The 13,600-nt window shown below is 46.5% G+C and carries 11 protein-coding genes; all 11 read left to right on the top strand.

Features of this window, described 5'->3' with window-relative positions; genetic code table 11:
- The first annotated feature begins 30 nt into the window (after positions 1-30).
- Entirely contained in the window at positions 31-711 is a 681-nt protein-coding gene (locus tag AC3CIA_RS18775; RefSeq protein ID WP_488519508.1) for a hypothetical protein, read from the top strand.
- Positions 712-798: 87 nt separating this feature from the next.
- Positions 799-1,497, top strand: a complete 699-nt coding sequence (locus AC3CIA_RS18770; protein WP_488519507.1) for an ABC transporter ATP-binding protein — start codon at positions 799-801, stop codon at positions 1,495-1,497.
- Positions 1,485-2,783, top strand: a complete 1,299-nt coding sequence (locus tag AC3CIA_RS18765; RefSeq protein WP_488519506.1) for an ABC transporter permease — start codon at positions 1,485-1,487, stop codon at positions 2,781-2,783. Before AC3CIA_RS18770 ends, AC3CIA_RS18765 begins: the two co-directional genes overlap by 13 nt.
- A complete protein-coding gene (locus AC3CIA_RS18760; RefSeq protein WP_488519505.1) occupies positions 2,776-3,576 on the top strand; it encodes an outer membrane lipoprotein-sorting protein in 801 nt (266 codons plus the stop codon). Before AC3CIA_RS18765 ends, AC3CIA_RS18760 begins: the two co-directional genes overlap by 8 nt.
- 8 nt (positions 3,577-3,584) lie before the next feature.
- Positions 3,585-4,877 (top strand): hypothetical protein, encoded by a 1,293-nt coding sequence (locus AC3CIA_RS18755; RefSeq protein ID WP_488519504.1) that lies wholly within the window; start codon positions 3,585-3,587, stop codon positions 4,875-4,877.
- A complete protein-coding gene (locus AC3CIA_RS18750; protein ID WP_488519503.1) occupies positions 4,877-5,935 on the top strand; it encodes a sensor histidine kinase in 1,059 nt (352 codons plus the stop codon). The genes AC3CIA_RS18755 and AC3CIA_RS18750 overlap by 1 nt, the downstream gene beginning before the upstream one ends.
- A 51-nt stretch (positions 5,936-5,986) precedes the next feature.
- Positions 5,987-6,811 carry a LytR/AlgR family response regulator transcription factor gene (locus AC3CIA_RS18745; RefSeq protein WP_488519502.1) on the top strand — a complete coding sequence of 275 codons (825 nt, stop codon included), beginning with the start codon at positions 5,987-5,989 and terminating at the stop codon, positions 6,809-6,811.
- Between the two features lie 215 nt (positions 6,812-7,026).
- Positions 7,027-9,801 carry a M16 family metallopeptidase gene (locus tag AC3CIA_RS18740; protein WP_488519501.1) on the top strand — a complete coding sequence of 925 codons (2,775 nt, stop codon included), beginning with the start codon at positions 7,027-7,029 and terminating at the stop codon, positions 9,799-9,801.
- Positions 9,802-10,118: 317 nt separating this feature from the next.
- A complete protein-coding gene (locus AC3CIA_RS18735) occupies positions 10,119-10,583 on the top strand; it encodes a hypothetical protein (protein ID WP_010432361.1) in 465 nt (154 codons plus the stop codon).
- Positions 10,584-10,854: 271 nt separating this feature from the next.
- On the top strand, positions 10,855-12,654 hold the full coding sequence (gene secD / locus AC3CIA_RS18730) for a protein translocase subunit SecD (RefSeq protein WP_081008945.1): 1,800 nt from the start codon (positions 10,855-10,857) through the stop codon (positions 12,652-12,654).
- A gap of 2 nt (positions 12,655-12,656) precedes the next feature.
- On the top strand, positions 12,657-13,595 hold the full coding sequence (gene secF, locus AC3CIA_RS18725; RefSeq protein ID WP_237298696.1) for a protein translocase subunit SecF: 939 nt from the start codon (positions 12,657-12,659) through the stop codon (positions 13,593-13,595).
- Positions 13,596-13,600: the final 5 nt, after the last annotated feature.

The following is a 13,600-nucleotide window of genomic DNA, read 5'->3' as shown; positions in this document are numbered from 1 at the left end:
AACGTCAACATTTGAAAGGGATTAGAAATCATGACTACTTCACACTCATTAAATTCAGGCTCTGCCACTTCTCTGCTTAAGCGTTCATTACTGATTGCTCTTGTTTTGTTTGTACCATCATTAGCTTTGGCTAACCCAAGTTCAGACGTGCTTGATATCTACAACCAAGCCGCGCAAGGCAATGAAGACTTGGTTGAAGTAGCGTATGAACGCCTGAACGACACGCTGCAACAAGATGGTGCTACGCCACTGACCTTGGTTTACTTAGGTAGCACGGAAACCTTAATGGGACGTGATGCATTCTTGCCTTGGAACAAGATGAAGTATGTGGAGAAGGGCTTATCGACAATTGATAAATCACTGGTGCTGCTTAAAGACGAAGTCCAACCGATTCATGAACAACCTCGCGTTCAAGGGTTGCCAGATTCTTACCTAACTCGCGCCATGGCTGCGGTGACTTACACCTCTCTGCCAGACATGTTTAACCATTTTGATCGTGGTTATGACTTGTTCCTATCGTTACTCGCTGAAGATGATTTCCAACAACAACATTTCGCTGCGACATCGTGGATTTACCGTTACGCCATTGCTGCATCGATTCGAGCTGAAGACCTCAAGCAAGCACAGGTGTGGCTTGAGAAAATGGAAAGTACCGATGCCGGAAACATCGAGACCATGACTGCGAAGGCCCTAATAGCGAAAGCCAAATAACAGCTGCGAAAGCAAAATAATGAGCGCGAAAGCTCAATAGTGGCTTGCGAACGCTTAAGAATGGATTGGCAATCAGAGGACAACTAAATGATTGAATTTAACGATATCGGTAAAGCGTATGTTACGGGTGGTCAACGTGTTGATGCATTAAAAGGGGTCGATGGACACATCCAACGTGGTGAAATGGTGGCGTTATGTGGGCCATCAGGGTCTGGCAAAAGCACACTTTTGAATATTCTTGGTTTGTTGGATATGGATTATCGAGGGCAGATTAATATTGATGGCCAACCGTATCCGACAGAGCAAATCGCCGCTGCGCGTTTTCGTCGTCAGTCGTTGGGTTTTGTGTTTCAGCGCTTCAATCTGGTTCCTGTAATGACAGCACTTGAGAACGTGGCATACCCATTGATGTTGAACCAATGCTCTAAGCAAGAACAACAGAGCAGAGCGCAGGACATGTTAGAGCGTGTTGGGCTAGGAGATTACGTTCATCACCGACCGGACAACCTTTCTGGTGGCCAACAGCAACGTGTTGCGATAGCCAGAGCGCTGATTCACAACCCAAGCCTCGTGATTGCTGATGAGCCGACCGCGAGCCTAGACAGCCACACCGCCAACGTGGTGATCGACATTATGAAAGAGCTTGGCCACGAAATGGGCACGACTTTTATTGTTGCGACGCACGACCCAAGAATGGCGCAGCGTTGCGATCGAGTGATTGAACTTATCGACGGTCAATTGGCTCCACAAGCTGCAACCACGGAGGCGATCTCATGGGCAAGTTAACACAAAGAATGAGCACGTTTTTACTTCCAACTTCGGTGCGTTTAGCGTGGCTTAATTTATTAAGAAACGGTCGACGCAGCCTGCTTTCAGTGTTGATCATCGCCATTGCGGTATTTGCACTGACCAGTGCCGGTGGTTATGGGCTTTACACCTATGAGTCACTGAGAGAATCGACTGCGCGTGATACTGGCCACCTTACCTTGAGCACGCCGGGTTATTTTGAACAAGACGAAGATATGCCGCTAAGCAATGGTCTGGACAACGTTCAAGTGCTAACCAAGAGCATTATTGGCGACAGTGACGTGCGTGGTGTGCAGCCGCGAGTCTATTTCAGTGGTTTGGTTTCTAACGGCAGCAAGTCGACCATTTTTATGGGAACGGGCGTGAATGAGCGTGAGTTCGACATGAAAGGCCCTTTCCTTGATGTACGTAGCGGGCAAACCCTGTCGGATGTGAAATCCCCAAGATACGACAGTCAAGAACCACAAGTGATGCTGGGTACTGACTTGGCTCATAACCTTAAAGTTGCGGTAGGAGATTGGGTGACTCTGCTTGCGACTACAAGTGACGGCGCATTGAATGCCTTTGATTTTAAGGTGCAGGGCATCTACTCGACTGGGGTTCCTGAGCTGGATAAGCGTCAGTTGTATGTTCATATCACTGCCGCTCAAGAGCTTTTGGCCTCAGATAAAGTCAGCACATTGTCGGTGTTCCTATTTGAAACAAGCAAAACCTCGACCGTTCAACAGCGCATCCAAACTGCTTTAGAGCGAAATAGCGCTAGCCAAAACGATCCAGGCTCAGAGATCGAGATTACCCCATGGCAAGATCGCGCGTTTTTCTACACCAAGGTTAAAGATCTTTACGACCGGATCTTCGGCATCATGGGCGCAGTGATGGCGTTGGTGGTGTTTGTGTCGTTGTTTAACACCATGACTATGTCGGTGACGGAACGTACTCGAGAGATCGGCACCTTGTCAGCACTCGGCAGTTACCCCTCTGAAATCGTCGCAGGCTTCTTAAAAGAGGCGGGTTTGCTGGCACTGATTGGTAGCGTTATTGGAGCACTAGTGAGTGGCTTGATGTCGTTGCTACTGCTGGTGGTTGACATACAAATGCCGCCACCTCCCGGCAGAACCGAAGGTTACCCACTCAACATTTACTTCTCATTGGAATTGGTTGGTTACGCCACTTTAGGTGTGCTGACAATATGTTTAATCGCTGCTTATTTCTCTGCTCGTAAAGGCGTGAACAAGCCAATCACGGAGGCGCTGGTTTATGTCTAAATTAGCTCGCTCAATTAAAACGTTGGGCTCTGTTTTGGTCTTGGCCTCGGTTCTAACACTAACTGTAACATCGACACCAAGCTGGGCAGTCGATTCACAACAAGTCACTGAGATGATTGCCAAGGCGGATAGCTACCGCTTGAACAGTGCACAAGCCTCTAAAGTGGTTTCTCTGGTGGCGCTATACCAAGATGAACAACTGGATAAAACCCGTGAATACAACGTCTACACAAGACCAAATCGAGAGTCATTAGTCGTCTTTAAATCAGCTGTTGAGGCAGGTCAAAAGATGCTGATGATTGAAGATAACTATTGGTTACTGATGCCGAAATCTCGTCGACCAATTCGTATCACACCGATGCAAAAGTTATTGGGTGAAGCCTCGGTGGGCGATATCTCGACACTCACTTGGAGTGAAGATTACCAAGGTGAGTGGGTTGCCGATCAACTGGTTGAGATGCCGACTGGCGAGACAATTGATACCCATCACCTAAAGCTAGCGGCGAAAACTAAGGGTGCCAGCTATCAATCGATTGATCTGTGGTTAACGACAGACCGATCGTTTCCAGTTAAAGCGGATTTGTACCTGCGTTCAGGAAAGTTAGCGAAGCAAGCGTGGTTTACTGAAGGTGTGCGAGATGGCTTGCCAAGTGTGGTATCGATGACCTTGCTCGATAAGATTCAGCCGAGTAAGAAAACCGTGATTGAGTATCGTGAAGTAATAGAACAAAGCTTGGAAGACAAATACTACAACCCTGCTTATTTGTCGCGTAACAGTGTATCTGGATTGTAGGTGATCGTATGAGAGCGCCCAATCGCCGATTCCACATAAAGTCTTCAATCACTACGTTGCTTGCCTTGTCTTGTGTGAGTAACACGAATCAAGCGGACGATCTGAGCTTGGCGTGGGACTGGCAACTGAGTGCAGAAGCGGTTGAATCGAGAGAGTCACCATTCAGTCCTTTAGCATCAGATAATCGTCAGTCATTCAATGGCTTGCTGGATCTAGAGGTTGGATATAACAATTGGCTTGGTCTGTTCGCAGTGAAAGCCAACGATATTCTAAGCAACAACCCTCAAGAACAAGACGTGAGCTTTGAGTCTGAATTCATTGTGCGTGAGTTGTTTTGGCAAGGTGGTGTTGAGCTGTCGAATTCTGCTTTCGGGGATCACTACCTTGATGTGACGCTCGGTAAGGTTCGTCTCGATTGGGGCGTGGGTTATGGCTACCGACCTTTAGACATCATCAAGCCTTATCGACAAAACCCGGTAGGCATTGTCGCAGAAGAGGGCGCGGGTGTGGCCTCGGCGTCACTGTTCGATATGACGGGCGAGTGGACACTGCTTTACAGTGATTCTTCGTGGACTTCTCAGGACGTAAATGAATTCGAAAAGCAGAACCAGCAACAAGGGCTTGGGATACGTCGTTACAATCTTGTAGGTGATCACGAGTATCAATGGGTCGCTTATTACGATGATGTACGCCACGGCTTGCTCGGGGCTAGTTTGGTTTCGGTATTAAACCTCGCGTGGGAGTTTCACGGTTCTGTGGTTTATCAAAGACAAAGCCTTGGCTATCGCCAGCCGAGCTCAATGCTTAAACCGGTTTATCTCGAAGAACAGGGCGAGGCCTATCAAGCGTTAGCCGGATTAACATGGGCCAATGATACTGGCCACAATGTGGTGTTGGAATACTGGTTTGATAGCCGTGCTTGGAGTCATTCTGAGTGGCAAAGCGCAATAGAAAGTGCCGAGTCTTTGTCAGTTAATCCGATGACAGCATCATTGGCAGGTTCTTACGCTCAAGGTTATCAACACGCCAATTTGGTTCAACACAACATCATGCTTCACTGGTCTCTGGATTCGACACATGGCTGGCTTGAAGATATCACGCCAACATTCGACGTCATGTTATCTCCACAAGACGGCGGCTTTATTGCTACGCAGTGGCTCAACTATCAGGCTTTAGATAATGGCAATTCATCGTTGGATTTGGAACTTGCTGCACGCTTTCTAGGCGGTAAAAGTGATTCTGCTTACGCCAACTTACCCGATAGTCATATGATTCTTTTAAATATCAAAGGACGATTTTAATGAACACTTTTTCAAACAGTAAGTTTCCATGGATTAAAAGCTTTACGCTGACCACTCTGTTTTGTTTCGTTATCGCCATCACCACACAGACAATTTGGGGCGGCGATCTTGTGGTCAATCTCGCGATAAGCTTTGGTTTTGGCTACAGCGCGGTGGGTTCTTCTTTTATCTTGGTTGAGGTGTTTAAGAGGAAATCAAAGGTGTTTGATGTCGGGATCTCAATGGTGATTGCGATGACCTTTGGTACCTTGAACGCGCACTATTGGCTTAATGGATATTTCGGAGCCAATATTTCTGACCTTAAATCTGTAGTGCTATTGGGCGTGATCTTCTGTTCGGTTTGTTACTACTATTTTTATACGAGAGGCGAACAACTCAGAGCCGAAAATGAGTTGGAGATTGCTAAACGCCGTCAAGCTGACCAAGAGAAAGTCGTGGTGATGAGTCAGCTAAAGCAACTTCAAAGCCAAATTGAACCTCATTTTTTGTTCAACACTCTCGCCACCATAAGCGTGCTAATTGAGACTGATGGCGCTAAAGCCAAGCTGATGTTAGAAAAGCTGACGGATTTATTGCGCGTGACATTAAAAAATAGTCGTGCTGATCAATCTACGGTTTCTCAAGAAGTCGATTTGATTGATGCTTACCTTAATATTCAGAAAATTCGATTGGCAGAACGATTGGAGTTTTCGATTGAAACGCATGGCATCAGCGACTTGCAGGTGATTCCGCCATTCTTGATTCAACCTTTGGTCGAGAATGCACTCACGCACGGTATCGAACCTAAAGCCGCGGGTGGCCAAGTGAATATCCGCATAGCTCAACAGGCGCAGCAACTAAAAATTGAAGTTGCAGACAATGGCGCTGGGCTGAACTCCCCTTCTATTAGTGCGGGCCATGGTGTGGGACTTAGCAATATTCGTCAGCGAATCGAAACCCTTTACGGTGAGAAAGCTAGCTTGACGATCACTGAGCAAGCTGAGGGTGGGTTGGTATCGACAATCTTATTACCGCTTATCAGCGAAACTAGATCTGAGAACGATGAGCCGAACCTCTAAGATCAGTGATTACAAACAGACGATTTACAGTGTGAATTTAAAGGAATAATAATGACTAACCCAGCAGTAAAGCCGAACGTAACGGCAATTATCGCAGACGATGAAGCACTGTTAAGGCACCATTTAGACAAAAGCCTTGCTGAGGTTTGGCCTGAGCTAGAGATCGTCAGTAAGGCAACCAATGGTTTAGAGGCGATGCAGAGTATTCAACAGCTTAAGCCCGATGTGGCCTTTCTCGATATTCGCATGCCAGAGCTCGATGGAATCTCGCTGGCGAAACAATTGAACAAGTTAGACTCTCCGCCGTTGGTGGTATTCATCACCGCTTATGACGAATATGCAGTCAAAGCCTTTGAGCACAATGCGATGGATTACCTACTGAAGCCAATCAACGAAGAGCGTCTACTCGCTACCTGTCAGAAGGTTCAAGCGCGCTTGTCGATCAATCAAACACAATCAGGTAGCACGCCTGAGCAGCCTGATATTGCTGCGTTAATGAGTCAGCTTCAACAGTTATCCCAGTCAACCTCACAGCAACCTCAATATCTCACATGGCTTAAAGCCAGTGTTGGGGAAGACATTCATCTTATTGCCGTCGATGATGTGGCCTACTTCAAAGCGGAAGATAAGTACGTGTCTATATTTAAAAAGGGTCAAGGCGGTTCGTTAGAGGAGTATATTCTTCGCGTGTCGCTAAAAGAGTTGATCGCTCAACTCAATCCTGATGAGTTTTGGCAGATCCATCGTTCAGTGGTGGTTAAAGTGTCGGCCATTGATAAGGTGAAGAAAGGGCTCTCCGGCCAAATGTCGGCGTATGTTTCTGGAGAGAAATTACCCATTAGCCGAGCCTCGCAAGCTTTGTTTAAGGGTATGTAGAGAACTAGCTTAAAGGGATGTAGCCATTGATTTTAAAGGTATGTATTAGGTTCTTATCAAAACGCTGCTTTAAACGAGTACAGTCAGTCTTACATAACGTATAGAGATTTATAAAATAAAGATCCAGATCACAAAGATACTCATCCGGTTCAATATTAAATAATAATCGTTAACTCAATCTGTATATTGTCGATGAATGACATTAAGAGGTTGTTATGAAAACATATTATTTAGCGGCGGCTGTATGCCTCACCTTAGTTGGCTGTAGTTCAACATCAAGTATCACCGAAACCTTAATCCAGCCGGATCCGGCATGGGCATCAGGCCAACTAGAAAATGGCCTTACCTATCATGTTTATCCAGATCATGAAGAATCCGTATCTGTTCGTTTAGTTGTGCACGCGGGCTCAATTCAAGAGACTCATCAGCAAGAAGGTTATGCTCACTTTCTGGAGCACATGGCATTCAATGGCAGTAAGAATTTCTCTCAAAATGATGTGATTCGTCTATTCGAAGATGCAGGCGCTAGCTTTGGTGCAGATATTAATGCCTACACCTCTTATGAAGAGACGGTATACCAGTTAGATTTGCCAGATAACATCCAATTGCAGTCTGCTTTGACGTGGATGCGTGACATTGGTGATGGCCTGGATCTATCAAGTTCAGAAGTAGAAAAAGAAAAAGGCGTGGTTCTTGGTGAGTTCCGTATGGCTCGCCTCGATGATAAGTCGTTCCCCGAGAAATATGTTGATTACCTGTTCGAAGGCAGCCCTTACGAATCGCAAGATGCGCTAGGGACTAAAGCTTCGGTTATGGCTGCCACGTCGGAAGGGCTTACCGACTTTTACCAAACTTGGTATCAACCCCAAATCGTTGAGCTAGTGGTTTCTGGTGATGTGGACCTTAAAACAGTGCTCCCACTGATTGAAGAGAAGTTTTCTAGCTGGGAGCGTGGCGACACGCTGCGACCAGAGAAACAGAAAGTGACGTCATTCAATGAAGATGATTATGTTGAGTACGCAGGAAGAGAAGCGCCAAGCATCGCTCTGACGTTTAACCGGGGTTTAAATCGAGTTGAAAATCATGCTCAGCAGAACCAACGCAGGTTAGATGAAACCGCTCAACAATTGATTCGACAGCGATTAAAAGCGGTGTTCAATGATGCCGCGCTGCCGACTCAATGGATTGCGTCTGATAGCTATCGAATGGGTTCTCTGTACTATTCGTCAATAAGTGTTGGGTTTCCGGCTGGAGGCCGCGAAGTTATCCAAAAAGATCTGCTTTCTACATTGGCATCACTGCGTGATTTTGGTGTTTCGGAAACGGATATTGCTGGCGAACTGCACTACTACCAAGACTTGCTGGATAACATTGAGCATGACTGGGATAAAATGGACAGCGTTGAACACGCGAACTACAAAGTGAGTGCGTTAGTCACTGATCGAATTGTCCAATCACAGAAAGACTATCAAGTCAGCTTGGAAGCCTTCATTGATAACTTGAGCCTTGAAGTGATTAACGACAACATCAAGAATCTACTTTCTGATGATTACTTTATTGTTATTGGGATGGATGATTCCGAAGACAGAACAGCGGTCATCAACTCTCTAGATAGTTTAAAAGCCGCGTATAGCGAAGCGGGAGTTCCGCCGCTTGCGATTGGAACAGCCAGTGCCTTTGCTATACCTAGCTCGCAAGGCGAGGTTGTACTTGCTGAACAAATGTCCGTAGACCCATACATCCAAAAGTGGACGTTAAGTAATGGTATCGATATGTGGTACCTGCGTGATTATGTGGCAGGTGATGATGTCGGTGTAATGTACATGAGCCTCGGCGGAAAAGCCGCTTTGGATCCGAGCTTGTACCCAGCGGTTGAGGTTGCGTTACCTACCTTCGCTCGAAGCGGTGCCGGTGAGTTTACGGGCTCTGAGCTTTTAGCGTACTTTGATCGTGAAAATATTCGCGCCGATTCCTTCATTGGTAATACTCGTCATGGTATTGAATTTAATATTAACAAAGATGGGCTTGAAGACACGTTTGCTGCGCTTTATACCTTCATCACTGCGCCTAAAATTGTTCCCGAGCAGTTAGAGGCGGTGAAGCAGGAGTTTGTACAAGGTCAAGAATCTTTCTTGAGCAGCCCTGTTGGTCAGTTTGAACGCGCAAGAAACCAGAACATCTATGGTCAGGACAGTGGCCACCTCTTTGTTGATAAAGAACGTGTTGAAGCGGTTTCTGTGGAAGACATCGCTAATCTTCACCAGCAGCTGTTTGGTCAAATGAGACATAACCAATTGGTTATCGTGGGTGATATCGACCCAAGTGAGTTAAAGCCTTTGGTTGAGCAATACTTGGCTTCGATTCCATTAGAAAAAGCCGAGGTTCCTGACTTTAAGGTGGCTTACAAGCAGCCATCTGAATCACGTATTGATTTAGCCATCAACAATGTGAATAGCGCAGAGTACGTCTTACGAGTCATCTCTGAACCTGCAACCGAAACCGACCAAGGCGTAACGGCAAAAGATATCTTCACGGAAAGCTTGCTAGAACGACTGCTGGCGACTCGCTTAGATGCTTATATTCGTGAAGAGTTGAGTTTAGATTACTCACCTTATGCATATTCGGCGTCTGCAGATAGAGAGCTGAGTCATGAGTGGGTTATTGGTGCGATGATAGCGCCTGAGAACGTTGATAAAGTGGAAGTAGCGATCGATAAGGTGATTGCAGACCTTCTACAAGGTGTCTCTGAAGAGGAAATGCGAGCGGTAGTGAAACAGTTTGAAGCTGACTTCACGCCTCTCGAGATGAGCTCTATCGACCAAGCGTGGTACCTGTCTCGTTATTTACTTCATGGTTACGACATCGAAGCGTTGTCTCAAGTTAAGCGTGTTGCGAGGTCGATCACTGCGGATGACATGGATCAACTTGTGCAGCGTGTATTTGGTGAAAATAGCCGTAAGGTTAAGAATATCATGCGTCCTAAAGCCTAAAGCCTAAAGCCTAAAGCCTAAAGCCTAAAGCTATAAGCAAAAAAGCAAACAGAAAGAGATGACTCAAAGCCAAGCGCACACTGCTTGGCTTTTTTGTTTTTTTTTACATCATTCATAACGTCAATGTATTACGTGTTGTTGGACGTATTTAAAGGCATGTAATTCTAAATGCGAGAGTGCTTAATCGGTTGCTTCGTCTCATTTTCTAAAAAAATGTTTTAAATCAAGACAGCATTTCATTTGTATTGTAGATTGGCGATCTACGAGAATGTTGTTTGGATATTAGATTGCTTAAATTAGGTACCCGATTAGTCTTAATGTTGTTTTTACTGAGCTTTGGCTTAGTGAATTCTAACGGCTATTCGTTCCCTTCTAAGCCATTCCAAATCCACTCCGCTCAAGAGCAGCCTTCGCAGAATAATCTTTGTAAACAAGCTGCTGCGGATAACCCGTCGAGCTACATGGAATGCGATCAGGTTCAGTTTGACACTGCGTCTTTAGGTGATAGTTCCAATTATCACGACACTGAATCGAGTCTCCAAGCGGTAACCTTTAGACGTATGCTCAGCAACGAGCAAGAAAGTGTGGCTGACCTCGAGCCTGCTTATCATCTATTGATCGACTTCTCTCCCCCATCATTACTGGCTTCTCTGCTCTTCAACACGCCGATGTTGGATACTAAGCAGCATTGGACCAGCATTGTGAGTTCTCCGTCCTCCCGGCTTTCGGGGTGGAAAGAGGGCAACATCCAATACTCGCATTTCCGAGAACTTCTTAGCTAATCGTTTGACCCTAAATTGGTCGTATCGATGGCCATTTGTGCCCGTTGAACTCGCCAATTAACCAAAACAAACATAGCGACATCAGCTTTAGCATCACTACCGTTCAATCAGCTTGTTCTGGTTTCAGCTATCGATCGTGTTCGCAAAACATTAGTTATACCAATCGTAGTAAATAACTGGTCACCCTAGCTGGTTAAAATGCTCGATCACTGCTTTTTTTCAGCGCAATTTTTGAGCTCGTGTTTACGGTGATTGGTAATAAGAAGAGATCTTGACTGTGAAAAAACGCATTCCAAGAAAACAAATTAACCACTACTCAAAGTGGAAATACGTGGTGCTTATCGCCACTATCATCGTTATGGTTCTGAGTGCTTTACCTTCTTGGTATGGCGAGAACGCCTCGGTTCAAATTAGCAACCGTTCTGAACAGACGATCGACGCCACTCAAATTACTCAATATCTCGCGAGCGAAGGCATCCAAGCGACATCAGCCTTTCAAAAAGACAAACGTTTAGTGGTGATCTTAGAAGATGCAGAGCAGCAAGCGAAAGCTAAAGAAGTACTTAATGAGCGTCTACTAGACAGCGCAACCGTTGCTCTAGCGATGGAGCCAGCTGCACCTAAATGGCTAACTGATATGGGTTTTGCGCCGATTCAACTAGGCCTTGATTTACGCGGTGGCGTGCAGTTCTTGCTAGAAGTGGATATGGCTCCGGTTTATCACGCGCAAGCTCAAGCGGTGGTCGACGAGATCACCAGTGAAGTCCGCTATGCACGCGGTGAAGTGGTGAATAACCAAGTTAAGTTTAATTTCCGCACTGATGCTGATTTCGAACAAGCGCAAAAGTTGATTCGTGAAGAGTTCCCACAATGGCAACGTGATCGTTCAGATAAATCGCTAACGTTAACCCAATCTGAAGAAGAGCAAAGAACGCTACGTAACCTAACGGTTCAACAAAACCTGCAAATCATGCGCAGCCGTATTGAAGAGCTAGGCATCACAGAAGCATCAATTCAACGCCAAGGTGAAAGCCGTATTCGTATTGAACTGCCGGGCGTACAAGACCCTGCAGCAGCGAAAGATGTGATTGGTGCAACCGCATCACTTGCTTTCTATTCTGTGTACGACAACCCAACGCGCAGCACTCAAACGCTGAAGGACACAGACGGCAACCGCGTGATAGTCGACCGCAAGGCTGTGTTGAGTGGCGAACACATTATCGATGCTCGTAGTGGCATTGGTGAGATGGGCAGCGCAGAAGTAAACATCACACTGGATTCTTCTGGCGGCAAAAAAATGTCTGAATTTTCTCGCCATAACATCGGTAAGCCAATGGCGACTGTTTACAGCGAATACAGCCGCGACAGAGCCGGTAACAGCGAGAAAACCAGTGAAGTGATCAGCGTTGCGAACATCCAATCTCAGTTGGGTAGCCGTTTCCGTATTACAGGTGCTGGCACGCTAGGTGAAGCACAAGAGTTGGCTCTACTCCTTCGTGCGGGTTCATTAACCGCGCCCGTTACCATCATTGAAGAACGTACTATTGGCCCATCTCTGGGTGCAGAAAACGTAACCAACGGCTTTGCTGCTCTGGCGCTTGGCCTTGGTCTTACTCTGACGTTTATGGCGCTATGGTATCGCCGCTTAGGTTGGGTCGCGAACTGTGCATTGGTGGTGAACATGACCACATTGTTTGGCTTGATTGCCTTGCTACCAGGTGCGGTATTAACCCTGCCGGGTATTGCGGGCTTGGTACTGACCGTCGGTATGGCGGTGGATACCAACGTGCTTATCTTCGAGCGTATTCGAGACAAGATGAAAGAAGGGCGCAGCTTTGCGAGTTCTATCGATCGTGGCTTTGACAGTGCGTTCTCTTCTATTTTCGATGCCAACGTCACCACCATGATTGTTGCTGTAGCCCTATACACCATTGGTAATGGACCGATTCAGGGCTTCGCTCTGACACTGGGCTTAGGTCTTCTAACCAGTATGTTTACGGGCATTTTTGCTTCACGAGCGATCATCAATTTGGTTTGGGGGCGTGACCAACGCCACGATGTAAGGATTTAAGCATGAGTATTTCAAAAATGACTATTTCAGACCGCTATTTTTCAAATAGCAATATGACTCGCCTTCGTAAGGTGATGTCTGTGATTTCTATTGTGCTGTTCATGAGCTCTGTGATGCTGGTGGCAGTGAAAGGTTTTAACTGGGGTTTGGACTTTACTGGCGGTGTGGTTGCCGAGGTTCAACTCTCTGATCAAGTAACCAAAGATGCGTTAAAAACAAAACTTGATACGGCTTTCCAACAAGACGTTCAAGTGGTCGGCATGGCAGAGCAGGATCGCTGGACGATTCGTTACAGCCAACTGACAGACGCTCCACAGCCAAACTTAGTGGATGCTTTGTCATCGGTAAGTGACCAAGTAAAAGTGCTTAACAGCAGCGTGGTTGGGCCTCAAGTGGGTCAAGACATGGTTGACCAAGGTGGCTTGGCTGTATTGGTGTGTTTCCTAATGATCATGCTGTACCTGAGTGTACGGTTTGAATGGCGTTTGGCTCTGGGTGCGCTTGCCGCGATCATCTATGACGTGACGCTCATCTTGGGTCTGTTCGCTTTTACTCAGTTTGAGTTCAACCTGACCGTATTGGCGGCCGTGCTAGCGATTCTCGGTTACTCATTGAATGACTCGATCATCATCGCCGACCGTGTACGCGAAATGCTGCGCGGCAATCCAAACGGTGATACTGATAACCTGCTTAACGAATCGGTTAAAGCGACCTTCTCACGCACCATGGTGACTTCAGGTACAACGCTAATCACCGTATCGGCACTTTGGCTACTTGGCGGTTCTGCGCTGCAAGGCTTTGCAATCGCATTGGTTGTCGGCATTGTCAGCGGTACGTGGTCTTCAGTGTCTGTCGGCATCACACTGCCTAAGCTACTTGGTCTACAACCTTGCCACTACCAAGTGAAAGCGCCAGTAGAAGTTGAGGGAGAGTACCCTTAGGTTGT

Source organism: Vibrio sp. QJM3NY_27, from assembly GCF_057785955.1.
This window is presented reverse-complemented; position numbering and strand designations above follow the sequence as displayed.